The sequence below is a fragment of the Inhella proteolytica genome (assembly GCF_016093275.1).
In the GTDB taxonomy this organism is placed as follows: Bacteria; Pseudomonadota; Gammaproteobacteria; order Burkholderiales; family Burkholderiaceae_C; genus Inhella; species Inhella proteolytica.
On sequence record NZ_JAEDAK010000002.1, the window covers coordinates 400,468 to 427,054 of the forward strand.

23 protein-coding genes are annotated in these 26,587 nt (G+C 70.6%); 17 read left to right on the forward strand and 6 right to left on the reverse strand.

Features of this window, described 5'->3' with window-relative positions; genetic code table 11:
• Nucleotides 1-390, reverse strand: coding sequence for a nitrite reductase small subunit NirD (nirD, locus tag I7X39_RS04410; RefSeq protein WP_198109749.1), 390 nt, complete (start codon nt 388-390; stop codon nt 1-3).
• Nucleotides 387-2,819, reverse strand: a complete 2,433-nt coding sequence (gene nirB / locus I7X39_RS04415) for a nitrite reductase large subunit NirB (RefSeq protein WP_198109750.1) — start codon at nt 2,817-2,819, stop codon at nt 387-389. Before nirB ends, nirD begins: the two co-directional genes overlap by 4 nt.
• A 152-nt stretch (nt 2,820-2,971) precedes the next feature.
• Between nirB and I7X39_RS04420 the strand changes: the two genes are divergently transcribed.
• From I7X39_RS04420 to I7X39_RS23610, 3 genes are all read left to right on the forward strand, one after another.
• Nucleotides 2,972-4,696, forward strand: coding sequence for a bifunctional protein-serine/threonine kinase/phosphatase (locus I7X39_RS04420; protein ID WP_198109751.1), 1,725 nt, complete (start codon nt 2,972-2,974; stop codon nt 4,694-4,696).
• An 84-nt stretch (nt 4,697-4,780) separates the two neighbouring features.
• A complete protein-coding gene (locus I7X39_RS04425; RefSeq protein WP_198109752.1) occupies nt 4,781-4,930 on the forward strand; it encodes a hypothetical protein in 150 nt (49 codons plus the stop codon).
• Nucleotides 4,931-5,041: 111 nt separating this feature from the next.
• Nucleotides 5,042-6,574: a methyl-accepting chemotaxis protein gene (locus tag I7X39_RS23610; RefSeq protein ID WP_198109753.1), complete on the forward strand. Its 1,533-nt coding sequence runs from the start codon at nt 5,042-5,044 to the stop codon at nt 6,572-6,574.
• Here I7X39_RS23610 and I7X39_RS04435 read toward each other — a convergent pair whose 3' ends face one another.
• The gene (locus I7X39_RS04435) at nt 6,575-7,828 is read right to left on the reverse strand and encodes an MFS transporter (RefSeq protein ID WP_198109754.1); all 1,254 of its coding nucleotides are present in this window, start codon (nt 7,826-7,828) and stop codon (nt 6,575-6,577) included.
• A gap of 76 nt (nt 7,829-7,904) precedes the next feature.
• On the opposite strand from I7X39_RS04435, the gene I7X39_RS04440 reads away from it, so the two are divergent.
• The 3 genes from I7X39_RS04440 to I7X39_RS04450 all read left to right on the forward strand — a co-directional run bounded on the left by I7X39_RS04440 (nt 7,905) and on the right by I7X39_RS04450 (nt 11,327).
• The gene (locus I7X39_RS04440) at nt 7,905-8,948 is read left to right on the forward strand and encodes an ANTAR domain-containing protein (RefSeq protein ID WP_198109755.1); all 1,044 of its coding nucleotides are present in this window, start codon (nt 7,905-7,907) and stop codon (nt 8,946-8,948) included.
• Between the two features lie 229 nt (nt 8,949-9,177).
• Nucleotides 9,178-10,242 (forward strand): trypsin-like serine protease, encoded by a 1,065-nt coding sequence (locus I7X39_RS04445; protein WP_198109756.1) that lies wholly within the window; start codon nt 9,178-9,180, stop codon nt 10,240-10,242.
• Between the two features lie 107 nt (nt 10,243-10,349).
• Nucleotides 10,350-11,327 (forward strand): alpha/beta hydrolase, encoded by a 978-nt coding sequence (locus I7X39_RS04450; RefSeq protein ID WP_198109757.1) that lies wholly within the window; start codon nt 10,350-10,352, stop codon nt 11,325-11,327.
• A 125-nt stretch (nt 11,328-11,452) separates the two neighbouring features.
• On the opposite strand, the gene I7X39_RS04455 is transcribed toward I7X39_RS04450, so the two are convergent.
• Nucleotides 11,453-12,175, reverse strand: a complete 723-nt coding sequence (locus I7X39_RS04455; RefSeq protein ID WP_198109758.1) for a L,D-transpeptidase family protein — start codon at nt 12,173-12,175, stop codon at nt 11,453-11,455.
• Nucleotides 12,176-12,426: 251 nt separating this feature from the next.
• Here I7X39_RS04455 and I7X39_RS04460 point away from each other — a divergent pair, with 251 nt between their 5' ends.
• The 8 genes from I7X39_RS04460 (at nt 12,427) to I7X39_RS04495 (ending at nt 21,798) form a co-directional block, all read left to right on the forward strand.
• On the forward strand, nt 12,427-13,704 hold the full coding sequence (locus tag I7X39_RS04460) for an efflux RND transporter periplasmic adaptor subunit (protein ID WP_198109759.1): 1,278 nt from the start codon (nt 12,427-12,429) through the stop codon (nt 13,702-13,704).
• Nucleotides 13,705-13,714: 10 nt separating this feature from the next.
• Complete coding sequence (locus tag I7X39_RS04465) at nt 13,715-14,407, forward strand: ABC transporter ATP-binding protein (RefSeq protein WP_198109760.1); 693 nt, start codon at nt 13,715-13,717, stop codon at nt 14,405-14,407.
• Nucleotides 14,404-15,651: a TolC family protein gene (locus I7X39_RS04470; protein WP_198109761.1), complete on the forward strand. Its 1,248-nt coding sequence runs from the start codon at nt 14,404-14,406 to the stop codon at nt 15,649-15,651. Before I7X39_RS04465 ends, I7X39_RS04470 begins: the two co-directional genes overlap by 4 nt.
• 1 nt (nt 15,652) lies before the next feature.
• Nucleotides 15,653-16,957: an ABC transporter permease gene (locus tag I7X39_RS04475; protein WP_198109762.1), complete on the forward strand. Its 1,305-nt coding sequence runs from the start codon at nt 15,653-15,655 to the stop codon at nt 16,955-16,957.
• Between the two features lie 11 nt (nt 16,958-16,968).
• Nucleotides 16,969-18,195 (forward strand): ABC transporter permease, encoded by a 1,227-nt coding sequence (locus tag I7X39_RS04480; RefSeq protein WP_198109763.1) that lies wholly within the window; start codon nt 16,969-16,971, stop codon nt 18,193-18,195.
• Between the two features lie 684 nt (nt 18,196-18,879).
• Nucleotides 18,880-20,199, forward strand: coding sequence for a sigma-54-dependent transcriptional regulator (locus tag I7X39_RS04485; RefSeq protein WP_198109764.1), 1,320 nt, complete (start codon nt 18,880-18,882; stop codon nt 20,197-20,199).
• A complete protein-coding gene (locus I7X39_RS04490) occupies nt 20,196-21,503 on the forward strand; it encodes a sensor histidine kinase (RefSeq protein ID WP_198109765.1) in 1,308 nt (435 codons plus the stop codon). Before I7X39_RS04485 ends, I7X39_RS04490 begins: the two co-directional genes overlap by 4 nt.
• Before the next feature lie 97 nt (nt 21,504-21,600).
• Nucleotides 21,601-21,798, forward strand: coding sequence for a hypothetical protein (locus tag I7X39_RS04495; protein WP_198109766.1), 198 nt, complete (start codon nt 21,601-21,603; stop codon nt 21,796-21,798).
• On the opposite strand, the gene I7X39_RS04500 is transcribed toward I7X39_RS04495, so the two are convergent.
• Nucleotides 21,788-22,465 (reverse strand): phosphatase PAP2 family protein, encoded by a 678-nt coding sequence (locus tag I7X39_RS04500; RefSeq protein ID WP_198109767.1) that lies wholly within the window; start codon nt 22,463-22,465, stop codon nt 21,788-21,790. The genes I7X39_RS04495 and I7X39_RS04500 overlap by 11 nt on opposite strands.
• Nucleotides 22,462-24,108, reverse strand: a complete 1,647-nt coding sequence (locus tag I7X39_RS04505) for a phosphoethanolamine transferase (protein WP_198109768.1) — start codon at nt 24,106-24,108, stop codon at nt 22,462-22,464. Before I7X39_RS04505 ends, I7X39_RS04500 begins: the two co-directional genes overlap by 4 nt.
• Nucleotides 24,109-24,186: 78 nt before the next feature.
• Here I7X39_RS04505 and I7X39_RS04510 point away from each other — a divergent pair, with 78 nt between their 5' ends.
• Genes I7X39_RS04510 through I7X39_RS04520 form a run of 3 tightly spaced genes read left to right on the forward strand, consistent with a single transcriptional unit; the run spans nt 24,187 to nt 26,520 of the window.
• The gene (locus tag I7X39_RS04510; protein WP_198109769.1) at nt 24,187-24,858 is read left to right on the forward strand and encodes a response regulator transcription factor; all 672 of its coding nucleotides are present in this window, start codon (nt 24,187-24,189) and stop codon (nt 24,856-24,858) included.
• Nucleotides 24,855-26,135, forward strand: a complete 1,281-nt coding sequence (locus I7X39_RS04515; protein WP_198109770.1) for a sensor histidine kinase — start codon at nt 24,855-24,857, stop codon at nt 26,133-26,135. Before I7X39_RS04510 ends, I7X39_RS04515 begins: the two co-directional genes overlap by 4 nt.
• Entirely contained in the window at nt 26,128-26,520 is a 393-nt protein-coding gene (locus I7X39_RS04520; RefSeq protein WP_198109771.1) for a diacylglycerol kinase, read from the forward strand. The genes I7X39_RS04515 and I7X39_RS04520 overlap by 8 nt, the downstream gene beginning before the upstream one ends.
• Nucleotides 26,521-26,587: the final 67 nt, after the last annotated feature.

Consider the following 26,587-nt stretch of genomic DNA (forward strand, 5'->3'; position numbering starts at 1 on the left):
TCAGCCCACAGCAATCGGGATGCGCTTGGCGCAGGGACCCGCTTGAGGCGGTGCCAGGTCCAAGGCATGCGAATCCAGCTCGGACTGCAGCAGCTGCACCACGCCATCCGCCACCCGCACCTGGAACACCGGCGTGCAGCCCTCGTCCGGCGCCTGGGCCTGGCCGCTGTCCAGGCCGATGGTCCAGTTGTGCAGCGGGCAGGCCACGCCGCGGCCGAACACGATGCCCTGGCTGAGCGGCCCGCCCTTGTGCGGGCAGCGGTCGAGCAGGGCGAACACCTCATCGCTGGCATTGCGGAACAGCGCCACGTCCATGCCCTGGCGGCGCGCCACGCGGCGCGAGCCGAGCACGGGGATGTCCTTGATGGAACACACGGTCGTCCAAGTCATGCCGGCACCTTCGCAAATTGACGCAGATCCACCTTGGCCTGCTCGAAGTCGAACCAGGGGTCGGGCTCGCCATCGAGCGCGAACTGCAGCTGCTGCCACAGCGCCTTGCGGCCCTCGGCGTCTTCGAGGATCCGCTTCTTCACGTAGTCCAGACCCACGCGCCCGACGTAGTGCACGGTGCGCTCCAGGTACCAGCCCTCCAGGCGGTAGAGCTGCAGGAAGGCGCCGCTGACCTCCAGCACCTCCTCGGCGGTCTTGACCTTGCAGAGGAACTCGGCCACCTCGGTCTTGATACCGCCGTTGCCGGCGACGTAGATCTCCCAGCCCGAATCAACGCCGATGACGCCGACGTCCTTGATGCCGGCCTCGGCGCAGTTGCGCGGGCAGCCGCTGACGGCGATCTTGACCTTGTGCGGCGCGTACATGCGCCACAGCGCGCGCTCCAGGTCCTTGCCCATCTGGGTTGAATCCTGGGTGCCGAAGCGGCACCACTCCGAGCCCACGCAGGTCTTCACCGTGCGCAGCGCCTTGGCATAGGCATGGCCGCTGGGCATGCCGATGTCCTTCCACACCGCAGGCAGGTCTTCCTTCTTCACGCCCAGCAGGTCGATGCGCTGGCCGCCGGTGACCTTCACGGTGGGGATCTGGTACTTATCCACCACGTCGGCGATGCGGCGCAGCTCAGAGCTCGTCGTCTCGCCGCCCCACATGCGCGGGATCACGCTGTAGGTGCCGTCCTTCTGGATGTTGGCGTGGCTGCGCTCGTTGATGTAGCGGCTCTGCGGGTCGTCCTGCGCCTCCTTGGGCCAGGTGGAGATCAGGTAGTAATTGATGGCCGGGCGGCAGGTGGCGCAACCGTTCGGCGTCTTCCAGTCCAGGGCGTGGAAGACCTCTTCCTTGCTCGTCAGATGGCCCTTGAGGATGGCCTCGCGGGCGTCCTGGTGGCTGGCATCGGTGCAAGCGCAGATGGCCTTCTTCTTCGGCGTGGCCGAGTAGTCGCCACCGGCGGTGAACATGATCAGCTGTTCGACCAGGCCGGTGCAGGAACCGCAGGACGCGCTGGCCTTGGTGTGCTTGCGCACCTCGTCCAGCGTGAACAGGCCCTTGTCCTTGATGGCCTTGCAGATCGCGCCCTTGCTGACGCCATTGCAGCCGCAGACTTCGTCGGCATCGGCCATCGCCGCGGCCTTGTTCTGCCCCTGATGGCCCACATCGCCGATGTTCGACTCCCCGAACATCAGCTTGTCGCGGATGTCGGCGATCTTGCGGCCCTCGCGCAGCAGCTTGAAGTACCAGCTGCCATCCACGGTGTCGCCATACAAGCAGGCGCCGACCAGCTGGTCGCCCTTGATGACGAGCTTCTTGTAGACCCCGGCGAAGGGGTCGCTCATCACGATCTCCTCGGTGCCCGCGCCGCCCATGAAATCGCCGGCCGAGTACAGGTCGATGCCGGTGACCTTGAGCTTGGTGCTGGTCTGCGAGCCGCTGTAGCGGCCGATGCCGAACTGCGCCAGGTGCGTGGCGCAGACCTTGCCCTGCTCGAACAGCGGCGCCACCAGGCCGTAGGCAATGCCACGGTGCGCTGCGCATTCACCCAGCGCGTAGATGCGCGGGTCGGTGATGGTCTGCAGGGTGTCGCTGACGACGATGCCGCGCTGGCAATGGATGCCGGCCGACTCCGCCAGCGCCACGTTCGGGCGGATGCCCGCGGCCATCACCACCAGGTCGGCGGGGATCTCCTCGCCGCCCTTGAACTGCACGGCCATCACCCGCCCGTCTTGGCCGCCGATCAAGGCCTGCGTGCTGGCGCCGAGGCGGAACTTCAGCCCGCGCGCTTCCAGCGAGTGCTGCAGCAGCTCGGCGGCGGTGCGGTCCAGCTGGCGCTCCATCAGCCAGTCGGCCAGGTGCACCACCGTCACCTGCATGCCGCGCAGCATCAGGCCGTTGGCGGCCTCCAGGCCGAGCAGGCCGCCGCCAATCACCACCGCGTGTTGGTACTTCGCGGCCGCGTCGATCATGGCCTGCGTGTCGGCGATGTCGCGGTAGGCGATCACGCCCTCCAGCTCCTTGCCCGGGATGGGCGGGATGAAGGGCACGGAGCCGGTGGCCAGCAGCAGGCGGTCGTAGTCCGCGCTGGTGCCATCCTCGGCCACCACGCGGCGGCGCACGCGGTCGATCTGCGTCACCTTCTTGCCCAGGTGCAGGGTGATGCCGTGCTCGGCATACCAGGAGAGCGGGTTGAGCACGATCTCATCCAGCGTCTGCTCACCCGCCAGCACGGGGCTGAGCAGGATGCGGTTGTAGTTCGGGTGCGGCTCGGCGCCGAACACGGTGATCTCGTACAGATCGGGAGCGAGCTTCAGCAGTTCCTCCAGGGTCCGCACCCCGGCCATGCCATTGCCCACCAGCACCAATTTCATCTTGCGCATCGAACACCTCCTGGTCTGCCTCTTGCAGTGCAAGCGGTGTGCCAGCAATGAGGCTGGTGCTTTCGATGAAATCTGCCCTAGGCTGAAGCGCAGCGCGCCCCGGCCGGGGCGAGTTCGCACCAAAACAAGGCAGACCCGCCCCAAACCCGCGCATGCGTTTCGAGATCGACCCCGGCATCGCCAGCCTGTGCGGCCCGCGCGAGCGCAATGAAGACTTCGCCGGCCTGCAGTTCGAGCCCGGCGGCCATGGCCTGGTGGCCGCGCTGGCCGATGGCGTGAGCAGCGGTGGTGATGGCCTGCTGGCCGCTCAGACCAGCGTGCGCACCCTGCTGGCCGACTTCCACGCCACCCCGGCCCATTGGGACCTGGGCGTGCGCCTGGAACGCCTGCTGGCCGCCCAGAACAGCTGGCTGGCCGCGCACAACCGCCGCCCCGGGGTGGACGGCCGGCCGCGCGAGGCCCTGTGCACCTGCACCGCCCTGGCCCTGCAGGGCCGCCGCTTTGCGCTGGCCCATGTGGGCGACAGCCGCGCCTGGCTGCTGCGCGAGGGCCAGCTGCTGCAGCTCACCCAAGACCACCGCCTGCCGCGCCAGGACTTCGCCGGCCTGACCCGCGCGCTCGGCCTGGACCCCGCCCTGCACCTGGACCACAGCCAGGGCGAGCTGCGCGTGGGCGACCGCCTGCTGCTCAGCAGCGACGGCCTGCACGGCCCCTTGCGTGCCCGTGCCATCGCCAAGCTGCTGCGCGAGACCCCAGGCGCCCAGGCCGCCGCCGAAGCGCTCTGCCAGGCCGCGCTGCAGGCCGGTGGGCACGACAACGTGACGGCCCTGGTGCTGGACGTGCAGGGCCTGGCCGCGGCCGATCTGGACGATTTGCAGCTCGGTGCCGCGCAACTGCCCAGCCCGCCCCTGCTCGGCGTGGGCGCGCAGCTGGATGGCTACCAGATCACCGCCGTGGTGGCCGACAACGGCGTACGCCGCCTGCTGCAGGCACGCGAGCTGGCCAGCGGCGAGCTGGTGGCGATCAAGACCCTGCACCCCAGCCGCGCGCACGACACCGAGGAGCGCGCCCTGCTGGCGCATGAGATCTGGCTGGGGCTGCGCCTGACCGAGGACGCGCGCGGCCGCCGCGGCGGGCCGGCCTCGGGCCTGGTGAGCGTGCGCCGCCCGGTCCAACCCAGCCACTTCTATGCCGTGTTCGACTGGCACGCCGGCCAGACACTGGAACAGCGCCTGGCGGGCCTGGCACGCCCCGACTGGAGCGAGCTGCTGCAGATGGCCGGCGAGATCGGCCGTGCCTTGAGCCTGCTGCACGCCGCCGGCTGCGTGCACCGCGACGTCAAGCCCGCCAACCTGCACCGCGCCGAGGACGGACACTGGCGCCTGCTCGACCTGGGCGTGGCCCTGTCACCGCGCGCGCCGCCGGCCCTGCGAGGCCTGCACGCCGGCACGCCCAGCTACATCAACCCCGAGCAGTGGGACGAGCCGCCGCGCGCCCCCGATGCCGGCTCGGACCTGTTCGCGCTCGGCGTCACGCTCTACCAGGCGCTGGCCGGCCGCCTGCCCTGGGGCGAGATCGAGCCCTACCAGCGCGCCCGCTACGCGCCGCAGCCGCTGCGCCGGCTGCGGCCGGACCTGCCGATCTGGCTGGACCATCTGGTGCTGAAGGCCATAACCCAGGACCCGAAGGAACGCTTCGAGACGGCCGACGAGTTCCTGCTCGCGCTGGAGCGCGGCGCCGCCCGCAGCCTGCCCGCCCCGCGCGCCACGCCGCTGGCGGCGCGCAACCCGCTGCTGCTGTGGCAGATGGGGCTGGGGGTGTCGCTGCTCTTCAATCTGCTGCTGGTGGTGTGGCTGCTGGGTCTGCCTAAGGGTTGAGAGGTTGGGAGGTTGAGCGGCGGAACTTCACACCCGCTTCACGCTGCTCATCCAGGCCCCGCCGGGCGCCGCGAAGCTGGCGCCATGCTCACCCAGCCACCCGCTCCCCTGCCCCCACCCAGCCCAGCACCCGCCCCCAGCTGGGGCCAGGCGCAGTTCAGCGCCGCCCTGCTGAGCATGCTGCTGCGCCGCTGGCGCCGCGCCGCCGCGCGCTCGCATCGGCTCACCGGCTGAGCCCCCTGACAAGGGCATGGCGGCGGCCCCGCGACAATCCTTTGTCCAGCACAATCGCTGAACCAACAAGACCAAGAGCGCCAGGGTGGTCGGCATGACAAGGAGTCCGTCATGCAGTTCCTGAGCAATTTGACGGTGGCCACGCGGCAGATGCTGGTGGCGGTGGCGGCCAGCTTGGCGGTGCTGGCCTGTGCGGTGGTCGGCCTGCTGGGCACCCGCGCCTTGGCCGGGCACAGCGAAAAGGCCTTCGTGGCCAAGGACGTGGTGGCCGACATCCTGCCCCCACCCATGTACCTGATCGAGACGCGGCTGGTGCTCTCGCAGGCGGTGGAAGGCAGCCTGCCGGCGGCCGAGGCACACAAGGAATTGCAGCGCCTGCAGGGTGAGTACGAGGCGCGCGTGCAGCACTGGACGGCCAAACCACCCTTTGGTCTGGAACGCCAGCTGCTGGGCGCCCAGCACGAGCGCGCGCAGGCCTTTCTGAAGGGTGCCCAGCAGCTGCTGGACGTGCTGGGTGAGCCCGAGAAGGCAAAGGCCCAACTGGCCGAGGTGCACACCCTCTACCAGGCCCACCGCGCGGCGGTGGACGAGACCGTGCAGGCCGCCAACGCGCTGGCCGGCGAGGCCATGAGCGCCTACGACGCCGGCACTCGCAGCGCCCAGCGCAGCCTGGTGCTGATCCTCGTCATCGGCGTGCTGGTGATGGCGGCACTGGCCTGGCAGGTCTCGCGCTCCATCCTGCGCCCGCTGAACCTGGCGGTGAAGGTGACCGAGCGCGTGGCCGCGGGCGACCTGAGCGAAGACGTGCCCGGCCAGGGCCCGGGCGAGCTGGGCCAGCTGATGCGCGCGCTCGGCCAGATGGACGAGAGCCTGCAGCGCATCGTCGGCGCGGTGCGCCTGAGCGCCGACTCGATCGCCACCGGTGCGGCCGAGATCGCGCAAGGCAATGCCGACCTCTCCCACCGCACCGAGCAGCAGGCCGCCAATCTGGAGCAGACCGCCAGCTCGATGAGCGGCCTGGCTGAATCGACCCGGCACAACGCCGAGATCGCCCGCACCGCCAGCCAGCTGGCCGGCGCCGCCAGCCAGGTGGCGCGCAATGGCGGCGAGGTGGTGGCGCGCGTCGTCAGCACCATGGACGAGATCAGTACCAGCTCGCGGCGCATCAACGACATCATTGGCGTCATCGACGGCATCGCCTTCCAGACCAACATCCTGGCCCTGAACGCCGCCGTGGAAGCGGCGCGCGCCGGCGAGCAGGGGCGCGGCTTTGCGGTGGTGGCCAGTGAGGTGCGGGCCTTGGCCGGCCGCTCGGCCGAGGCGGCCAAGGAGATCAAGAACCTGATCGGCCAAAGCGTGGCGCGCGTGGACCAGGGCAACCGCCTGGTGGCCGAGGCCGGCAGCACCATGCAGGAGATCGTGGCCCAGGTGCGCCGCGTGGCCGACCTGATCGGCGAGATCGACAGCGCCAGTCAGGAGCAGGCCCAGGGCATCGGCAAGGTGGGCGACGCCGTGACCCAGATCGACCAGAGCACCCAGCAGAACGCCAGCCTGGTGGAACAGGCCGCCGCCGCCGCCGACAGCCTGCGCCAGCAGGCCGTGCAGCTCACCGAGCTGGTGGCGGTGTTCCGGCTGAAAGCCTGATCAGGCCTGCTGGTAGCTCGTCGGCTCCTGCTCCACGACGGGCGCGACTTGGCGCGCCCGCCCGCCACGCTCGGCCCAGGTGCGTGTCCAGCGGATCTGCACCACGCGCAGCATGAACAGCATGGCCAGCGCCAGCAGGGCGATGGCCACGAAGCCCCACAAATAGGTGCCGCTGCGCTGCAGGCTCTGACCCATGGCGTTGGGGATGAAGCCGCCACCCAGCGCGCCAACCTCGCCAATCATCGAACCCGCCACCGCCGTGCTCAGCGGCCAGCGCAGGGGCACCAGCTGGAAGAGTGCGCCGTTTCCCGCCCCGAAGGCGGCAAAGCACAGCATGAAGAGCAGCGTGGTGAGCACCAGCGAGCCGCCGGCCAGACCGCACAGCAGCAGGCTGATGGCGGCCAGGGCCAGCACGCCGGTGAGCGTGTTCACGCCGCCGATGCGGTCGCTCAGCGCCCCGCCCACCACGCGCACGGCCGAGCCCATCAGCGTGGCCAGCATGGTCAGCTGGCCGGCCTCGATCTTGCTGACCTTGAACTGGTCGTAGAAGTAGGTGGGCAGAAAGCTGGCCAGGCCGATGAAGCCACCGAAGGTGACGACGTAGATCAAGCTGAAGGCCCAGCCGTCCTTTTCGAACAGGCAGGCGGTGTGCTCGCGCAGGGTCTGCTTCTCGATGTCCGGCGGCTCCTTGGCGGCCAGGGCCATCACGGCCATGGGCAGCAGCATCGTGAAGGCCGCCAGGCCGTACACCGCCTGCCAACCGTACTTGGCCGCCAATGGCGGCGCAAACAGCACCGCCAGCACCGTGCCCGAGTTGCCGGCGCCGGCAATGCCCATGGCCAGGCCCTTGTAGCGGGCCGGGTACCAGCCGGAACCCAGCGAGAGCGCCACGCCGAAGCTCGCGCCGGCAATGCCCAGCAGCACGCCCATGGCCAGCACGTCGTCGTAGCTGTTCACGAACACATAGCCGAAGCACAGCGCCGCCACGATCAGGCCCATCTCCACAAGGGCCGCGTTCTTGCGCCCGATGTACTGCGCCAGCACGCCCAGCGGAAAGCGCATCAGCGCGCCCGCCAGGATGGGCACCGAGATCATGAAACCCTTCTGCGCCGGCGTCAGCGCATAGGTCTCGCTGATGAAGGGCGCCATGGCGCCATTCAGCACCCAGATGGCGAAGCAGAAGTCGAAGTAGAGAAAGGAGGCCAGCAGCGTGGGCCAGTGGCCGGCACGCAGGAAGTCTTTGGTCAGGCTCATTTTTGGGGCACGGGGGTTGGACAGTGCCCCAGGGCGCAAACTCCATGCCAGGCGCACTTCTTGCACCGCTTCGGGCATGAGCCCCGTCATCGCCCTGCATCCCCTGCGCGTGGCCCTGCCGCCCGACGCCCCCGCCGCCCTGCAACAGGGCCTGCTGGCCGCCGGCTGCACCGTCCTGGCGCAGGAACAGGCCGGCCCCGGCACCGATTGGGTGCTTTGCAGCGCCCAGGAATGGGCCGCGCTGCAGGCCGCCCGCCAGCAACTGGACGAGCGCCGCTGGACCGAGCGCGCCAAGGGCGTGCTGATGCAATGCCAGCAGCTCGATGAAGCCCAGGCCTACAAGCTGCTGCGCGACGCGGCGATGCAGGCGCAGACCCGCTTGAGCGAACTGGCCCGCCATCTGGTGCAGCAGCACGAACGCGCCGAGGCGCTGGAGCGCGCCGGCGCCCAGCGCATGCTCAGTCAGCGCCTGCTGCGCCTGCAGGCACAAGCCCTGCTCGGCCTGGAGCCCGCCGCAGCCGCGGCGCTGCAGGCCGAATCGGCCGCGCGCATCGAGGCCAATCTGGCGCGCCTGCACGAGCTGCTGCATGGCCCGCTGCGCGAGGTGCTGGGCCCCGTGCAACAGGCCTGGGGCCAACTGCAGCAGGCCCTGCAGGGTGAACCCAGGCGGGCCGATCTGCCGCGCCAGGACGCCGCCGCCCAGCAGCTGCTGGATTGCAGCGAGGCCCTGGTGACCGCCCTCACCGAGGCCGGCCAGGAGCGCCCGCCGCGCCTGCTGGTGCTCTGCACCCGTCAGCGCTTGCTCAGCCAGCGTCTGGTGAAGGAGGCGCTGCTGGCCCAGCTGGACCCCGCCCACGATCCCCAGCGCCTTGCGCTCGGCCTCGACGAATTCCTGCGCGCGCTGCAGACCCTGCGCAATGCCCCGCTGCACAGCCCCGGCCTGCAATCCGCCTTCGACGCCGTGGACCGCGAATGGGACCGCCTGCTGCGCGGCCTGCGCCAGGGCAGCGGCGGCAGCCCGGCGCTGCGCGACCTGTGCGAACGCAGCGAACGCCTGCTCCAGGCCCTGGACGCCCTGACTCAGGTGGTGCAGCGCAGCTTGCAAACCTTGCTGAGCTGAGCCCGCCTCCAGACCGGCAGGGCCCAGGATGCCAGCACCACGTTTACCGCAAGCCCAGTCCAACCGATTACCCGTGGAAACACTGCCCCCCAGCTGGGGGAGCCAGCGCCCCCGCATCCGACCTGTCGTCCCTACAGTCCGCCCCCACGCTCCCCGGTGTGCCGTCCGCATTTGCAGAACGGCGAGTAGTACGTCGGGTTTCCTTTGCTCTCCCCTTTACGGGAAATCCATGAAGACTCAAATCCTCAAGCATCTGGCCGGGGCCGCCCTGCTGGCCTCGCTGACCCCCGTCGCTCTGGCGCTGCCTGCCCAGATGGACAACGTGACCCCGCTGGTGCTGGCCGGCGCGCCGCCCGACACCCCGGCCGCCCACGTCGATCCCAACCTGGCCAGCTCGCCCTACTCCGGCGTGGTCAGCATCAACATCCGCTACGACGGCCAGTCGTTCATTTGCTCGGGCACCATGGTGTCGAGCCGCCATGTCGTCACCGCCGCCCACTGCGTGGACACCGATGGCAACGGCACCCTGATCGACCTGAAGAAGGCCGGTAGTGACGTGCGCGTCGTGTTCAACGCCGGCCCGGGCGCCGGCTCCTCCGTCATCACCGCCAGCCAGGTGTCGATGCACCAGGACTACAAGGGCTTCGGCAACTGCCCGGCTGGCGTCAGCGCCTTCTGCGTCAACGACGACGTGGCCGTCTTGACCCTGCCGGTCGATGCTCCGAGCACCGCCAAGATCTACTCGGTCTGGGGCGCCGGTCTGGAAGCCGATCAGAAGATCACCATGGTGGGCTACGGCACCTCGGGTGATGGCATCAACGGCTTCACCATTTCGCCCTCCTTCCGCACCAAGCGCTCGGGCCAGAACATCGTCGACCTGTTCGACGGTGACGATGAGCAAGGCTTTGGTGGCCAGCGCGAAGTCTGGTACGCCGACTTCGACGGCAATGGTCGCGACATCTTCTGCGAATGGGGCCTGGCGTGCAGCCAAGTTCTGGCCAATGACAAGGAAGCGAACATCGGCGGCGGCGATTCGGGCGGTTCGTCCTTCATCGAAGCCTACGGTGGTCTGCTGCTGGCCGGCAACAACACCTTCGGTGGCTCCCCGAGTGGCGTGACCAAGGGCGCCTTCGGCTCCTACTTCGGCGGCATGGTGCTCGGCAACTATGTGGACTACCTGGTGGAAGCCACCAATGGCCACGTCAACGTCGTTCCGGAACCCGCCAGCGCCACCATCGCCCTCCTGGGCCTGGCCCTGGCTGGCGGCGTGCGCCGTCGTCGCAAAGCAGACTGATCTTTCGGGATCTCTGAATCGAAGCCGCCGGGTGCAAGCCCGGCGGCTTTTTTCATGGCCATCGCACCTGGCCTGCGTGCAGACTTCGCCCCTTCAGGAGGACAACCATGCAGCGAAGGGAACTGATGGGCTACCTGGGCGCCGGACTGCTGACCGGCCGGGCGGCCGCGGCAGGTGTGCAACGCCGCGACGTGCGCTTCCAGAGCCAGGGTCTGCACTGCGCCGGCTGGTACTACCTGCCGGGCGACCACCACCCGGGCGAGCGCCGCCCTGCCATCGCCATGGCACCGGACTACGGCGCGCTCAAGGAAATGCAGCTCGACCGCGTGGCCACGGCCTTCGCCGCCGCCGGCCTGGCGGTGCTGCTGTTTGACTACCGCTGCACCGGCGCCAGCGAAGGCGAGCCGCGCCAGTCCCTGCTGTGGTGGGACCAGATCACCGACTACCGCAACGCCCTGACCTGGCTGGGCCTGCAGCCCGAAGTGGACGCACGCCGCCTGGGCGCCTGGGGCACGGGTTACAGCGGCGGCCATGTGCTGCAGCTGGCCGCCTTCGACCGCCGCGTGCAATGCGTGGTGGCGCAAACGCCGATGACCCATGCCTGGGAGGCCTTTTATGCCGAACTCGCACCCAAGGAGCTGGACCAGCTCAGCGCCGTCCAGGCCCAGGCGCGCGCCATGCGCATGACCACCGGCGAGATCGAACTGCTGCCCATCGTCAGCGGCGCCGAGGGCACCGGCGTGTTCCGCCAGCCCGAGGCACGCGCCTGGTACGAACAGGCCGCCCTGCGGGCGCCACGCTGGACCAATCGGGTGACGCTGGAAACCACCGAGGCCTTTGCCCAATACGAACCCGCCGCCGCCATCGCCCGCATCACCCCTACGCCGCTCCTCATGGTGGTCGCCAAGGACGACGACATCACCCCCGTGGGCCTGCAACTGCAGGCCTTTGCCAAGGCCGGCCCGCCCAAGCAGCTGGTGGAGCTGGCGGGCGGGCATTACGCACCGTTTGATGCGGCGCGGCAGGCGGAATTCCTGGAGCCGCAGGTGGCCTGGTTCGCGAAGCATTTGCCGCGGAGGGGCTGAGGCAGGAGCGAGCAGGGCCCCTGCGGGCCGTGCGACCCCTGCCGAAGGACAGCCCGCCTGCAAGCGGGCTGGCTGGGTGCGGTGGCAGCCCCATTCACCAGCACCCCGTCGCCCTGTCCCTGACTTCATCCGGCACCCAGCGCACGCGGGAACCGAGCCAAGCCGCGCTGCAGCTCGCGATCAAGCTCATGCAGCCATGCCGGGCCTGCTCGCAGCATCGGCTGCTGGCGCCGCCAGTCGGTCGGCGTGATCAGAACTTCCACGGGACGCGGTCGGGCCAGCGCGGCGAGCACGAACAAATCCTCAGCTGCTTGGTTGCCCATCGCCAGGCAGCCGATCGACGAGCGGGTGCCATGGATCATGATGTCCGAACCCAGGTCGTTGCGCCCGTCTGCCTGCGCCCGGGTCTGATCAAAGGCGTTCGGATAGTCCAGGCGAAGCGACAGGTGAAAGCGGCTGTTTGCATTGAGCGACTCCACACGGTAGATGCCCTCGGGCACCTGGAAGTCTCCGCGCCGCAGCTTGGGGCCCTGGCGCCCACTCATGCCCCGGATCGGATAGGACAGCAAAGGCTGCCAGGTAGCGCTGGTTTCGCTGCGGCCATAAACCAGCAACAGCGCCTCATCCTTGATCGCCACGAGCGCGAGATGTGCCGGTGGGTAGGTGAGCCCCGCTGCCTCCACCTGGGTCCGCAGTCTGGCCTCCACAGCGGCACCGTGCTGCGCCAGCCGCTCTTCCACCGTGTAGCCGCCCCGCAATTTGGCCCAAGCAAAGCCAAGCCAAGCCTGACCATCATCGCTGCGTTGGAGCAGCAAAAGCAGGCTACTGATCAAGGCCAGCAGCAGCAAGAAGCTGATCCAAACGATTCGCACACGTTTCAACGCTGATCTCCCCATCACCCGCCCTCCTGCCCAAGGCGGCCGCGCTCGGAGCCGACTCAAGCGAACCCCAGCCCCTCATTGCCACGGACAGCCTGAGCATGCCAGTGTCGGCCGTCCGAACACTGTCCGCGGACACCGTCCGCAGCCCCCGCCGGTCCAGCCCTCTCCTATGAAAGCGCCGTGCCGCCCGGCTGGCACGTCCCTTGCCCTATCAAGGCATGGACACCTCAATCCGCTCCACCGCCTCGCAGGACCGCCCCCTGCCCCTCTCCCCCTGGCGCCGCTGGCGCAAGCCGCTGATCGCGCTCGCCGCCCTGGCCCTGCTCGGTGGCCTGGGCAGCCTGGGCGCGCGCCAGCTGCAGAGTCAGCGCGTGCCGCAGTTCCAGCTCAGCCGCCTGAGCATTGCCCCGGTGCAGCGCGCCGATGTACAGCGCGATGTCGCCGCCGAGGGCAAGGTGGTGGCGGCCAACAGCCCCACGCTGTTCGCCCCGCAGGCCGGCACGCTGCAATGGCAGGTGCAGGCGGGTGACACGGTGCAGGCCGGCCAGCTGCTGGCGCGCATCGCCTCGCCCGATTTGCAGGCGCGTGTGCAGCAGGAACGCGCCGCCGCGGCCGCGGCCACCGCCGAGGCCCGCCGTTCGCAGGCCGAGGCCGAAAGCGAGCGCGGCCGCGCCCAGGCCGCGGTGGACACCGCGCGCATCGAGCTGCAGGCCGCGCAGTCGGCCGAGAAGCGCCAGCGCGCCGCCTTCGAGGCCGGCGCCAGCGCCCGGCTGCAATGGGAGCAGGCGCAGGACGCGCTGGAGAAGGCGCGCATCAGCCTGAATCAGGCCGAAAGCGCCCGCACGCTCAAGACCCAGGCCCTGCAGTACGAGCTGGAGGCCAAGCAGGCCGCCGCGGCGCGTGCGCAGTCGCAAGCGGCCGATCTGGAGCGCCAGCTGGCCGCGCTGGAACTGCGCGCGCCGCATGGCGGCGCGGTGGGCTCGCTGCTGGTGGACAACGGGAGCAATGTGGCGCGCGACGCCAAGCTCCTGACCCTGGTGGACCTGAGCCAGCTGGACGTGCAGGTGCAGGTGCCCGAGGGCCTGGCGCGCGAGCTGAGCCTGGGCCTGCCCGGCGAGGTGCGCGTGGCCGGCCAGCCCGTGGCGGTGAAGCTGATCTCGATCTCACCCGAGGTGGTGAACGGCGAGGTGGCGGCACGCCTGCGCTTTGTGGGCCAGCAGCCGCCCGAGCTGCGCCAGAACCAGCGCCTCTCTTCCCGCCTGCTGCTGGAGCGCAAGAGCCAGGTGCTGAGCCTGCCGCGCGGCAGCTTCGTCGAACAAAGCGGTGGCCGCTACGTGTACGTGCTCAAGGACGGCCGCGCCGAGCGCCGCGAGGTGCGGCTGGGCGCGCAGTCGCTGGAGCGAGTGGAAGTGGTCGCCGGCTTGCAGGCCGGTGAGCAGGTGGTGATCAGTGGTCTGGACGGCGTCGCCGACGCCCCCCTCATTCAAATCAACTAAGGAGCACGCAATGCTGAAGATGAAGGGCCTGCACAAGGTCTACCGCACCGAACTGGTCGAGACCCAGGCGCTGAACGATTTCCACCTGGAAGTGAAGACCGGCGAGTTCGTCGCCGTCACCGGGCCCTCGGGCTCGGGCAAGACCACCTTCCTGACCATCGCCGGTCTGTTGGAGTCGCCCACCGGCGGCCTGTTCGAGCTGGACGGTCAGGACGTCAGCCGTCTCAGCGACGCCGAGCGCTCGCGCCTGCGCAACGAAAAGATCGGCTTCATCTTCCAGGCCTTCAACCTGATCCCGGACCTGTCGGTGCTGGAGAACATCGAGGTGCCGCTGCACTACCGCGGCTTCAAGGCCGCCGAGCGCCGCCGCCGTGCGATGGAAGCGCTGGAACGCGTGGGCCTGGCCGGCCGCGCCGCCCATCTGCCCAGCCAGCTCAGCGGCGGCCAGCAACAGCGCGTGGCGATTGCCCGCGCGCTGGCCGGCAGTCCCAAGATCCTGCTGGCCGACGAACCCACCGGCAACCTGGACAGCCAGATGGCGCGCGCCGTGATGGAGCTGCTGGAAGAGCTGCACCGCGACGGCGCCACCCTGGTGATGGTGACCCACGACCCGCAGCTGGCCGCACGGGCGCCGCGCCATGTGCAGGTGATCGATGGTCGAGTCATCGACGGCCATCACCTCAGCCTCGCGGCCGTGGCATGAAAAAGACCCTGATCGCCCTGGCCCTGGCCGCGCTGGCCGGCCCGGCCCTGGCCCTGGACCTGCTGGAGCTGCACGAGCGCGCCCGCGCCCAGGCACCCAGCCTGCGCCAGAGTCAGGCCCGGGTGGGCGAGCAGCAAGCCGCATGGCGCCAGGCGCGCGCCCAGCTGCTGCCGCAGGCCGATGCCGCCTGGGGCCCGCAGCGCGCGCGCGGCGAGCCCACCCAGCGCAGCAGCCGCGTCACGCTCAGCCAGAGCCTGCTGGACCTGCCCGCCTGGCGCAGCACCGCCGCCCAGGCCAGCCAGCTGGCCGCCGAGGAACAAGGCCTGGTGGCCAGCGAACAGGAGCTGCGCCTGCAATCGGCCAGCCTGTACCTGCAGGCCCTGGCCGCCGAAAGCCTGGCGCTGATCCAGGCCGAGCTGGAACAGGCCTACGGCCAGGAGGCCGAGCGCATGGGCGTGCGCCTGCGTGAAGGTCTGAGCGCTGCCGTGGACGCCGAGCAAAGCCGTGCCTTCCACCGCCTGGCGCAGATCAACGCCCAGGGCGCCCAGGCCCGCTTGGGCCAGGCGCGCGCCAGCCTGCTGGCCCATGCCGGCCTGCGCGAATGGAATGCCCTGCAAGCCCTGCCCGCGCGCCAGCTGCCGCCCGCGCTGGAACAAGAGCCTGAAGCCAGCGACGCGCCCAACCTGCGCGCACTGGAACTGCAGCGCCAGGCGCGCGAACAGGCCCTGAGCGCCGAGCGCGCCGCGCCCTTGCCCACGCTGAGCCTGCGCGCCGAAACCAGCCGCCTGGACGGCGGCGGCCGCAGCGGCCGCTGGGACCAGAGTGCCCGTGTGGAGCTGAGCCTGCCCCTGCTGGACGGCGGCGCCCGCAGCGCCCGCCGCGACGCCGCCGCCGAACGCCTGAAGGCCGCCGAGGCGGCGCTGGAAGCCGAGCAGCGCGAGCAGCGCCGCGTGCTGGAAAGCCAGCGCCTGCGCCTGCAAGCAGCGCGCGCGCAGGCCGAGGCCGCCGCGGCCGGCGAGCAAGCTGCCACCGCCGCGCTCAAGGCCATGCGCCATGGCCAGGAACTGGGCAGCCGCAGCACCACCGATGTGCTGCTCGCCATCCAGAACCTGGGCCAGCTGCGCGCCCAGGGCCTGCAGGCCCAGCTGGAAGCCTGGCTGGCCTGGCTCGAAGCCCTGCATGCGGCCGGTCGTCTGGACGACGCCGCGCTGACCCAACTGAACACCGCCCTGAAGGGAGCCTGAGATGTGGCTTGAACACTTGAAGAACGCCTGGCGCTCGCTGCGCCGCTCGCCGGTACTGAGCGCCCTGATGGTGGGCGCCCTGGGCCTGGGCGTGGGCATCTGCATGACCACGCTGACCGTCTACCACGTGCTCACCGCCGACCCCATTCCGGGCAAGGGCGACAAGCTCTACGAGGTGCAGATCGATGCCGGCAACCTGATCGGCTACAAGCCCGGCGAGGAGCCCACCTTCCAGCTCACGCGGGACGACGGCGAGGCCCTGCTGGCCGCCGCCAAGGCCAAGCGCCAGGCGCTGATGACCGGTGCCTTCATGGCCGTGCGCGGCCCGGACGAGCGCCTGCCGCCCGAGATCCTGCCGATGCGCCAGACCTCGGCCGACTTCTTCGCCATGTTCAATGCGCCCATGGCGCAGGGCGCGGCCTGGAGCCGGCAGGACGACCAGAACGAGGCCCGCGTGGCGGTGATCTCGCACGAGCTCAACCAGCGCCTGTTCGGCGGTGCGAACTCGGTCGGCAAGTCCGTGCAGGTGGGCGGCAACGAACTGCGCGTGGTGGGCGTGCTCAAGCCCTGGAAGGTGGACCCCTACATCTTTGACCTGAGCCTGGGCGCCTACGGCCGCGAGGAAATGGTCTTCATGCCCTTCAGCACCGCCCGCGGCCTGAAGCTGGGCCGCGCCGGCAACATGAACTGCTGGGGCGACACCGGCGGCAAATCCCCGCTGGAGCGCGGCACGCCCTGCGCCTGGTTGCAGTACTGGGTGGAGCTGGACAGCCCCGCCCAGGCGCAGGAGTACCGCAACTACCTGCTGCAGTACAGCGCCGAGCAGCAGAAGGCCGGCCGCTTCCAGCGCGCCCCCAATGTGCGCCTGCGCAACGTGCCCGAGGTGATGGCCTTCCGCGAGGTGCTGCCGGCTGACGTGCGCCTGCAGACCGGACTGGCCTTCGCCTTCCTGCTCGTCTGCCTGGTGAACATGGTGGGCCTGCAGCTGGCCAAGACCCTGCGCCGCAGCGGCGAGATCGGCGTGCGCCGTGCCCTGGGGGCGCGCCGCGCCACGGTGTTCGCGCAGTTCCTGGTGGAGTCGGCACTGATCGGCCTGCTGGGCGCCGGCCTGGGCCTGCTGCTGGCCCTGGGTGGCCTGTGGCTGGTGCGCCAGGGCCCGACGGACTACGCCGGCCTGGCCCAGCTGGACAGCGCCATGCTGGGCATCACCCTCGGGCTTTCGCTGCTGGCCAGCCTGTTGGCCGGCGTGCTGCCGGCCTGGCGCGCCACCCAGCTCAACCCCGCCATCCAACTCAAGGTGCAGTGAGGAGAACCGTCATGAACCACCTGCTTCCCATCCTCTCCACGCTGCGCCGCCACCGCATCGCCGCCGGCCTGATCGTGCTGGAGGTGGCACTGAGCTTCGCCATCGTCAGCAACGCCGTGCATGTGATCGGCCAGCGCATGGGCCAGCTCAATGCCGACAGCGGACTGCCCGAGGCTGAGCTGCTGAACCTGGAACTGCGCGGCACGCGCCGCCTGGACAACCCCGACGCCCTGAGCGACGAGGACCTGCGCCGCCTGCGCGCCCTGCCCGGGGTGAAGAGCGCCAGCATCCCCAACCAGGTGATCTACGGCAACAACGTCAACGTCACGGGCGTCAACACCGAGCCCGACAACCGCGGCCAGCGCGTGCAGGCCTTCTCGTACAACGGCGACGAACAGCTGCTCGCCACCATGGGCCTGCGCCTGATCGGTGGCCGCGCCTTCAACAAGGAGGAGGTGCAGCTGGACTCCAAGGTCTCGGCCGAGGCCGACCCCAAGCTGCCCGTCGTCATCGTGAACCAGGCACTGGCGGAGGCGCTGGCACCCGGCAAGTCGCCGCTCACCGTGCTGGGGCGATCCGTCTATGTGTTCGGCAACCAGCCCTCGCAGATCATCGGCATCGTTGAGAACCTCGGCCCGCCCAACCCGCGCCATACCAAGGACCGTGCGGCGGTGATGCTGCCGATCACCGAGAACTTCCGCGGCGGCACCTACCTGGTGCGCGTGCAACCCGGCCAGACCGAGGCCGTCATCAAGGCCGCGCGTCAGATCTTCAAGGAGGTCGAGCCCAGCCGCCTGCTGACCAACGCGCGCCTGCTGACCGAAATGCGCGAGCGCCACTACGCGCAAGACCGCGCCATGGTCGGCCTGCTGGTGGGCGTGTGCGTGGCGCTGCTGCTGATCACCGCACTGGGCATCGTGGGCCTGGCCAGCTTCTGGGTGGAGCAGCGCGGCCGCATGATCGGCATCCGCCGCGCCCTGGGCGCCACACGGGCCGACATCCGCCGCTACTTCCAGCAGGAGAACCTGCTGCTCTGCGGGGTCGGCGTGGTGCTGGGCTCGGCCGCGGCGCTCGGCATCAACCAATGGCTGGTGCGCACGCAGGATCTGCCGGTGCTGCCGCTGTGGATGCTGCTGCCGGCTGCTGCCGCCCTGCTGGGTCTGGGGCAGCTGGCGGTACTGGCGCCGGCGCAGCGGGCATCGGGCGTGGCGCCGGCTTTGGCGATGCGGGCGGGGTGAGCTGCTGACTGCTGGCTGCTTGATCGTAAGAGCCCTCGGGGGCTTCACCCCCGAACCCCGACCCGCATTTCTTTGCTGCGCCAAAGAAACGCGGGGCAAAGAAAGGCGCTGAATGCACGCAGCCGGCCTCGGGCCGGCTGCGACTGCACGGCTGGCTCACATGGTTCCACCAGCCCTCCTGGGACTGCGAAAACCTGCCCGCTAAGCTGGCCGGAGTACCGGCCGACTAGACCACCGCAAACCATCACGGGCTTTCTGCGATGAATGGAGCCCCAATGAGCGTCCTTGCAGGTATTGCGCTGGTTGGGGGTTTGTTCTTCGGAGCGTCGAGGGTGATGGTGTGCGGTGCCCGGGACGACCGGTACTCCGGGCGCCTTCGTCGTCCTGCCCGTCGAAGTCAGAGGAGGGCTCGTGTCAGTGTGAGCCCAAGCACCGCCATCACAGTTCGCCCCTAGGGCGACTGTGTGCTTGAGCGCCTTTCTTTGCCCCGCGTTTCTTTGGCGCAGCAAAGAAATGCGGGGAGGGGCTGAGCCCGGAGCGAGCAGGGCCCACTGCGGGCTCTGCGACCCCGGGCGAAGGACAGACCGCTTGCAAGCGGTCTGGCTGGGGTGAGGGTGAAGCCCCCGAGGGCTGCTACGCAGACACTCCCCGAAACTAAGGCCAATAACCCCCACCCCGGACCCGATGCCCACCGTCCTCGTCATCGACGACAACCCCGACGTCTGCGAAGCCCTGCGGCTGATGCTCTCGCTGCACGACATCGCCGCGCTGACCGCCACCACCCCGCAGCAGGGCCTGCAGCTGCTGCCGCGCGCGGACCTGGTGATTCAGGACATGAACTTCAGCGCCGACACCACCAGCGGCGACGAGGGCGCGCAGCTGTTCGCGCAGATCCGGGCCCGCGCGCCCGATCTGCCCGTCATCCTGCTGACCGCCTGGACCCGCCTGGAGCGCGCCGTCGAGCTCGTCAAGGCCGGCGCCGCCGACTACCTGGCCAAGCCTTGGGACGACGCCAAGCTGCTGGCCACCGTGCAGAACCTGCTGGAGCTGGGCGAAGCCCAGGGCCGGCTGCGCGAGCAGGCGCGCCAGCAGCGCCAGCGCCGCGAGCGCCTGCAGCAGCAGCTGAAGCTGGACGGCCTGGTGGCCGAATCTCCTGCCATGCTGGCCCTGCTGGAGCTGGCCGCGCCGGTGGCGCGCTCGGCGTTGCCGGTGCTCATCACGGGGCCGAACGGCAGCGGCAAGGAGCGCATTGCCCAGCTGCTGCACGCCAATTCCAACCGTGCTGGCAAACCCCTGGTGGCGCTGAACTGCGGCGCGCTGCCGGGCGATCTGATCGAGGCCGAGCTGTTCGGCGCCGAGGCCGGCGCCTACACCGGCGCGCAGCGCGCACGCATCGGCCATGTCGAATCCGCCCACGCCGGCACGCTGTTCCTGGACGAGATCGGCAACCTGCCGCTTTCCGGCCAGGCCAAGTTGCTGCGCGTGCTGGAAACCGGCGAGTTCCAGCGCCTGGGCTCGGCCAAGCTGCAGCGCGCCGATGTGCGCCTGGTCAGCGCCACCAATGCCGACCTGCCGGCGCTGATCCGAACCGGCCAGTTCCGCGAAGACTTGTTCTACCGGCTCAATGGCATCGAGCTGCGCCTGGCGCCGCTGGCCGAGCGGCTGGACGACATCGAGCCGCTGGCCGAGCAGTTCCTGGCCGGCCGCGGGAACTTGAGCAGCGGCGCGCGCGAGCGCCTGCGCCAGCACGCCTGGCCGGGCAATGTGCGCGAGCTGCGCCACGCCATCGAGCGCGCGCTGCTGCTGGCGCAAGGCCAGCCCATCCAGCCTGAACACCTGGCCCTGGGCCCAGCACCCATTGAGCCGCGCAATCTGGACGAACCCAGCCGCGCCACGCTGCAGGCGGCGCTGCAGGCGGCGGGCGGCAACGTCAGCCGCGTGGCCGCCCAATTTGGTTTGTCGCGCCAGGCTGTCTACCGCCGCATGCAGCACCACGGGCTATGAAGCTGGGCACCCTGTTCGGCCTGCTGGCCCTGGCCGCCACCCTGGCCCTGCTGGGCCTGCAGCAGCTGCTGCTGAACTGGTGGCCGCCGCTGGCCGCCGGCCTGGCGGCAGCGGCCCTGCTGGCCTTGCCGATGGCCTGGGCGCTGAGCCATTTGCTCGAACCCCTGCGCCAGCTGCTGGCGGCACTGGACAGCCTGGTGCTGAGCTGGCGCGAGGGCGACTTCAATGCCCGCGTGGCCGAACCCGCCTACCCGGCCGAGCTGCGCCAGCTGGCGCGTTCGCACCAGCTGCTGGCCGCCGCCATCCAGGGGCAACGCCAGCAGCTGGCGCAGCGCGAGCTGCTTCTCGACACCCTGGTGCAGCACACCCCGCTGGCGCTGCTGCTGATCGACCCGCAGGGCCGCGTGGCGCTGGACAACCTGGCCGCCCGCGCCCTGCTGGCACAGGGCCGGCGGGTGCAGGGGCTGGCCTGGGAGGCGTTGCTGGCCCAGGCGCCGCCAGCGCTGGCCGAGCTGCTGCGCGGCGGCCGGGAGGGCCTGGTACAGGGGGCCGACGAGACACAGTGGCTGGTCTCACTGCGCGCGCTGGACCTGCGCGGCCAGCCGCACCGCCTGCTGCTGCTGCGCCCGCTGCACCAGGAGCTGGCGCGCCAGGAGGTGCAGAGCTGGAAGCGCGTGCTGCGGGTGCTCAGCCACGAGCTGAACAACTCGCTCGCACCGATCTCCTCGCTGGCGCACAGCGGCGCCACGCTCAGCGAGCGAGCCGAGAAACCCGAGCTCGTGGCCGTGTTCCAGCGAATCGGCGAGCGCGCCCGCCATCTGCACAGCTTCCTGAGCGGGTACGCCCAGTTTGCCAAGCTGCCCGCCCCCCAGCCCGCCCCGCTGGACTGGCAGGCCCTGGTGGCCAGCCTGGCCGCCGTGCAGCCCTTCCAGCTGGAAGGCGAGCTGCCGCCCGAACCCGGCTGGGCCGATGCCGCCCAGCTGGAGCAAGCCCTCTTGAACCTGCTGAAGAACGCCCACGAGGCCGGCGGCCCGGCCACCGGCGTGAGCTTTGGCGTGCGCCGCCTGGGCGACGCCTGGCAGCTCAGCGTGGCCGACCGCGGCCCCGGCGCCAGCGACGCCGTGCTGGCCCAGGCCCTGCTTCCCTTCTATTCCACCAAGCGCGGCGGCACCGGCCTGGGCCTGGCGCTGGCGCGCGAGATTGCCGAGGCCCACGGCGGCCGCCTGAGCCTGCAGCGCCGCGCCCACGGCGGCCTGCGCGCCACACTCAGCCTGCCCGCGCCGGCCGCGCCACAACATGCTTGAGGAAAGTCACACCAGGCGCTTCAGCACGCTGGCTTTTCGGCGCCGGCAGGCGCACTATGCAGGCGTCATCTCGTGTGACGAACCGCAAGGAGGCCCTATGAACCTGCCGCGCATCTCCGACGCCCTGACCCTGGGCACCATGGCGGCCCTCACCGCCATCAGCGTCTTTGTGGTGCTGACCTACGAACCCGCCGTTCCCCCCGCGCCCGTGCAGACGGTGCAGCTGCAGCCCGTGGTGGTGGAAGGCCAGAGCACTCCGGTGGCGCAATTGCCACCGGTTGAAGTCAAGCGCTGATCTCAGCCGCTGCCAACGTCGGGGCCGCCGCCGTGCGGCCCCTTTTCGTTTCCAGCCAGCGCGCCAGCAGCCAGGCGCACAGGGCGCACAGCCAGGCCGCCCACAGGCAGTGGCTCAGGTAGTGCGCACCGCGCGCCATCTGCGCCACCGAGGCCGCCGCGCCGATCAGCAGCACGCTCGCCAGCAGCGCGCGCGCGACGGTCGGGCGATGGGCCCACCAGGGCACCACGGCGGCCAGCAGGCCAAAGGCGCCGGCCGCGTGGCCGGAAGGGAAGCAGCGGCCCGGCCCGTCGTCCCACACCGCCAGCAGCCAGTGCGGCACATAGCGGGCAGCGCCGCCGAATTCCGACAGCTCATAGGGGCAGCTGGTGTGGCTGAAGGACTTGAGCAAGCTCACCAGGCCCATGGCCAGCACCGAACCCAGCAGGCCGTAGCCGAGCTCACGCCGCGGCGGCGCCCAGCGCGGCGCCCTCAGCCACAACAGCAGCTGCGCCGCCAGCAGCGCACCGATGAGCCCGCGCAGGCCGTCGTGCAGCAGGCGCTCGGCCCACCAGGCATGCCGCGCCGGAAAGCCGCCGGCATCGGCCAGCAGGCGCGCCAGCGGCAGGTCGCCCCCGCTGACCTCCCAGCCCAGCAGCGGCCCGAGCAAGAGCAGCAGGAGCCTCATGACGCACAGGGCTTGAGCAGGTCCCAGGCCGGGTCATACAGCCCGGTGCGCACGTCCAGCAGGTTCAGCACGGTGTGGAACAGGTGGTCGTGCTGCGGCTGGGCCTGCTGGGGCAGGCGGCGCAGGCAGTCGGCGCCCCAGCCGCGCTGGGCGCGCCAGCCTTCGCTCAGCCACATCAGGGCGGGCACCTCGGTCTGTTCGCGCGGGGCAATGGCGTAGGGCATGCCATGCAGGTACAGGCCCTTCTCGCCCAGGCTCTCGCCATGGTCGGGCGTGAAGAGGAAGGCTACATCCAAGCGGTTCGCTTCCGCTCGCAGGGTCTGCAGGGCCTGGGCCAGCAGGGCGTCGCTGGCGTGCAGGGCGTTGTCGTAGCTGTTGCGGATCTGTTCGCGCGTGCAGGGCCCGAAGTCGTCGCGCTCGCAGCCGGGCTGGAACACCGCGTGCTCGGGCCCATGGCGGCGGAAGTAGGACGGGCCGTGGTTGCCGAGCATGTGCAGCACCAGCAGGTGCGTACCGCCCTTGATGTCCCGCAGATAGGCCTCGAGGCCGGCGAAGAGCTGCTGGTCGCAGAGCTCGCCGCAGTCCAGCTTCTGGAAGGGCAGGTCCTGGCAGACGCCCTTGCAGCCCGACTGCGCGTCGCGCCAGTCCAGCTGCACGCCGGCGCGCTGCAGCACATGCAGCAGCGACTGCTGGCGGCGGATGCGCCCTTCGTCGTAATCGCGCCGGCCCACCGGCGCGAACATGCAGGGCAGCGAGCTTTCGGTATCGGTGCCACAGGTCTGCATCACCGGGAACTGCAGCAGCTCGGCATCCGCCAGGGTCTTGGGCGTGCTGATGCGCTCGCTGCCGTCCGGCAGGGTCTGGCGGCCCCAGTTGGCGGCGCGCACGGTCTCGCCCACCACCCACACCAGCACGCGCGGCTTGGGGGCGTCCACCCAGCTCGGGCCGGGCTTGGCGTCCAGGCCGATGGGTTCGCGCACCTGGGTCTTTTCGCGCAGGTCCTGGTAGATGCTGCGCGGCAAGGACCACAGCGGCGCCGCCGGCAGGATCTGGTAGCGCATCGCCTTGTTGTTGCGAGTCAGCGAAGACACCGGCTGAAACAGCGGCAGCAGCAGGGCCAGCGCCGCCAGCAGGGCCAGCACCCAGGCACCCAGCGGCATCAGCAGCGCGCGCCAGCCCCAGGGGCGGCTGCGCACGCGCACCAGGGCCAGCAGCAGCAGCGGCGGCACCAGGCCGATCAAGCCATGCCAGAGCAGGCCGGGCGTGAGCAGCTCGCGCGCCTCACCCCAATGGGTGTGCAGCAGATTGCGCAGCATCGCCGGGTCCAACACCGTGCCCAGGCTCTGCGTGAAGTAGCTGCCCAGCACCGCCACCCCGCTCAGCACCGCCAGCAGCAGGCGCGTCCAGGCCGCCATCAGGAAAGGGGCGACGAGCAGGTAATGGATCAGCGTCAGCAGCAGCGCCCCGCCCAGCACCGTGAGCGCACCGGACTGCTGGTACAGCATGCCCAGCACCGGCCGGTTGGCCCACAGCGACCAATAGGCGGCCAGCAGCAGCAGCAGGATCTGCGGCGTGAGCTCGGGGCGCGCGGAGTCCGCACGCTCCTCGCGGGCACGGCGAAAGGCAAGGGTGGCCAGGTTCATGCCCGGCATTGCAGCCGGTGGCCCTGAAGCGAAGCTGAAGCCGGCGGGGCGGCCGACGCGCTGCTTATGCTGCCGCCCATGCGATTGCTGCTCCTTGAAGACGACTGGGTGCTGGGTGAAGGCCTGCGCGACTTCCTGCGCGCCGAGGGCCATGTCGTGGACTGGTTCACGCTACAGGCCGCGGCCGCCGCGGCCGTGCAGGGCGAACCCTATGACGCCTGGCTGCTCGACTGGCAGCTGCCCGATGGCTCCGGCCTGGCCTGGTTGCGCGAGCGCCGCGCGCAGGGCCTGCGCACGCCGGCCCTGATGCTGACGGCGCGCGAGGCCCTGGCCGACCGCATCGAAGGCCTGGACGGCGGCGCCGACGACTACCTCGTCAAACCCTTCGCCCCGGAGGAACTGGCCGCGCGCCTGCGCGCCTGCCTGCGCCGCCAGCTGCCCAGCCAGGGCAACACCCTGGCCGGCGGCGCGCAGATCGATCTGGACGCGCGCCAAGCGCGCGGCGCCGACGGCGCCGTGGAGCTGACGGCGCGCGAATGGAGCCTGCTCGAAGCCCTGCTGCGCCGCCGCGGCCGCTGGGTCAGCAAGAGCGATCTGGAACGCCTGGCCCTGGGCTTCGACACCCTGCCCGCCAGCAGCAATGCCCTGGAAGTGCATGTAGCCAATCTGCGCCGCAAGCTCGGCCGCGGCGCCATCGAAACGCAGCGCGGCCTGGGCTACCGCATCGCGCTGCAGGAGCCCAGCCCATGAGCATCACCCGCCTCCCCGGCATCGTCCAACGCCTGCGCCGCACCCTCGGTCTGGGTGTGCTGGCCTGGGCCCTGGGCATGGCCGCCGCCGCCGCACTGGCCGTGCACGAAGAGGTGGACGAGCTGATGGACGACACCCTGCGTGCCAGTGCCGAGGGCCTGGCGCCGCTGCTGCGCGAATTGCCCGACGCCGGCCCGGCCCTGCCGGCCTCCGCGGGCGGGGGCGAGCGCTTTGCCTGGCTGCTGGAAGACGAGCACGGCCGCGTGCTGCGCTGCTCCAGCGGGGTGGACAAAAGCTTGGCCGAAGCCGCGCCCCATGCCGGCTTCAGCCAGCTGCCGCGCTGGCGCGTCTACGGTCAGGCGCTGGACGACCACCACTGGCTGGTGGTGGCGCAGACACGTGCCGAGCGCCGCGAGGCCCGCACCGAGGTGGTGTGGATGGTGGTGCTGGCCAGCCTGGCCGTGGGCCTGATGGGCCTGCCGCTGCTGGCCTGGCGCCTGCGCCAGGAGCTGCTGCCGCTGGCGCGCCTGTCCGAGCGCCTGCAGGGCTGGGCCGACCAGGCGCGCAGCGCCAGCCCGCGAGCGCTCTCGCAGGCCCTGGGCGAGCCCGAGCGCCGTGAGCTCGCCTCCATCCACGCCGCGCTGCAGGCCTATGGCGAGCGCCTGGCCGAGCGCCTGGAGTTCGAGGCCGCCTTCGCCCCCCAGGCGGCGCACCTGCTGCGCACCCCGCTGGCGGGCATGGATGCCCAGCTGGCGGTGGCGCTGAAGGAAGCCCCGCCCGAGGCCCTGCCGCGCCTGCAGCGCCTGCGCGCCGCTACCACGCGGCTGCAGCACCTGGTGCTGGCCCTGCTACGCCTGTTCCGCAGCGAGGCCCCGCTGCAACGCCAGGCCCTGGACGCCCAGGCCCTGGCCGAACAGCTGCCCGCCCCCGGCGTCGAGCTGCGCCCCGGCCCCGCCCTGCCCCTGAACGCCGACCCCGAACTGCTGGCCGCCGCACTGCTCAATCTGTTTGACAACGCCCAGCGCCACGGCGCACGCAGCGTCTGGCTGGAAGCCGCCGGCGCGCAGCACCTGCGCATCTGCGACGACGGCGCCGGCATGCCGGCCAGCGAGCGCGCCGCCCTGGCCGCCACCCTGGCCAGCGCCAGCGCCGAAACCGGCGCGCGCGGCCTGGGCCTGCGCCTGGCTGCGCTGATCGCCCGCGCCCATGGCGGCACCCTGCAACTGCCCGAGACGGACTCGGGCTTCATCGTCGAACTGGATCTCGGACATGGCTGACGACGCCCCCCTCGCCCCCCAGAAAAGCAAGAACGGCCTGCAGCGCATCAGCAAGGCGCTGGGCTACTCGCTGCAGGGCCTGCGCGCGGCGGTGCGCCACGAAGCCGCCTTCCGCCAGGAGTTGCTGCTCGTCACCCCGCTGGCCATCGCCGCGCCCTTCGTGGCACGCGGCGCCTGGGAGCTGGTGGCACTCTGGGGCGTGCTGGTGGCGCTGCTGGTGGTGGAGCTGCTGAACTCGGCACTGGAAGCGCTGGCGGATGCGATCTCGATCGAACACCACCCGCTGCTGGGACGCGCCAAGGACCTGGGCAGCGCGGCGGTGTTGCTGACGCTGCTGTTTGGGGCCTTGGTGTGGGGGGTGGCGTTGGGGCGCTTGTTGGGTTGAGGCCCTCGCCCACACAAGCCAGGGGCACAGCGCCCAATAGGCGATGAGCCCGCGAACCATATGCTTG

Coding starts and splice junctions, on each gene's coding strand:
- I7X39_RS04420 (WP_198109751.1), top strand. CDS start 2,972: ATGCGTTTCGAGATCGACCCCGGCATCGCCAGCCTGTGCGGCCCGCGC.
- nirB (WP_198109750.1), bottom strand. CDS start 2,819: ATGCGCAAGATGAAATTGGTGCTGGTGGGCAATGGCATGGCCGGGGTG.
- I7X39_RS04490 (WP_198109765.1), top strand. CDS start 20,196: ATGAAGCTGGGCACCCTGTTCGGCCTGCTGGCCCTGGCCGCCACCCTG.
- nirD (WP_198109749.1), bottom strand. CDS start 390: ATGACTTGGACGACCGTGTGTTCCATCAAGGACATCCCCGTGCTCGGC.
- I7X39_RS04440 (WP_198109755.1), top strand. CDS start 7,905: ATGAGCCCCGTCATCGCCCTGCATCCCCTGCGCGTGGCCCTGCCGCCC.
- I7X39_RS04510 (WP_198109769.1), top strand. CDS start 24,187: ATGCGATTGCTGCTCCTTGAAGACGACTGGGTGCTGGGTGAAGGCCTG.
- I7X39_RS04450 (WP_198109757.1), top strand. CDS start 10,350: ATGCAGCGAAGGGAACTGATGGGCTACCTGGGCGCCGGACTGCTGACC.
- I7X39_RS04520 (WP_198109771.1), top strand. CDS start 26,128: ATGGCTGACGACGCCCCCCTCGCCCCCCAGAAAAGCAAGAACGGCCTG.
- I7X39_RS04480 (WP_198109763.1), top strand. CDS start 16,969: ATGAACCACCTGCTTCCCATCCTCTCCACGCTGCGCCGCCACCGCATC.
- I7X39_RS04470 (WP_198109761.1), top strand. CDS start 14,404: ATGAAAAAGACCCTGATCGCCCTGGCCCTGGCCGCGCTGGCCGGCCCG.
- I7X39_RS04485 (WP_198109764.1), top strand. CDS start 18,880: ATGCCCACCGTCCTCGTCATCGACGACAACCCCGACGTCTGCGAAGCC.
- I7X39_RS04500 (WP_198109767.1), bottom strand. CDS start 22,465: ATGAGGCTCCTGCTGCTCTTGCTCGGGCCGCTGCTGGGCTGGGAGGTC.
- I7X39_RS04475 (WP_198109762.1), top strand. CDS start 15,653: ATGTGGCTTGAACACTTGAAGAACGCCTGGCGCTCGCTGCGCCGCTCG.
- I7X39_RS23610 (WP_198109753.1), top strand. CDS start 5,042: ATGCAGTTCCTGAGCAATTTGACGGTGGCCACGCGGCAGATGCTGGTG.
- I7X39_RS04505 (WP_198109768.1), bottom strand. CDS start 24,108: ATGAACCTGGCCACCCTTGCCTTTCGCCGTGCCCGCGAGGAGCGTGCG.
- I7X39_RS04495 (WP_198109766.1), top strand. CDS start 21,601: ATGAACCTGCCGCGCATCTCCGACGCCCTGACCCTGGGCACCATGGCG.
- I7X39_RS04435 (WP_198109754.1), bottom strand. CDS start 7,828: ATGAGCCTGACCAAAGACTTCCTGCGTGCCGGCCACTGGCCCACGCTG.
- I7X39_RS04460 (WP_198109759.1), top strand. CDS start 12,427: ATGGACACCTCAATCCGCTCCACCGCCTCGCAGGACCGCCCCCTGCCC.
- I7X39_RS04515 (WP_198109770.1), top strand. CDS start 24,855: ATGAGCATCACCCGCCTCCCCGGCATCGTCCAACGCCTGCGCCGCACC.
- I7X39_RS04445 (WP_198109756.1), top strand. CDS start 9,178: ATGAAGACTCAAATCCTCAAGCATCTGGCCGGGGCCGCCCTGCTGGCC.
- I7X39_RS04465 (WP_198109760.1), top strand. CDS start 13,715: ATGCTGAAGATGAAGGGCCTGCACAAGGTCTACCGCACCGAACTGGTC.
- I7X39_RS04425 (WP_198109752.1), top strand. CDS start 4,781: ATGCTCACCCAGCCACCCGCTCCCCTGCCCCCACCCAGCCCAGCACCC.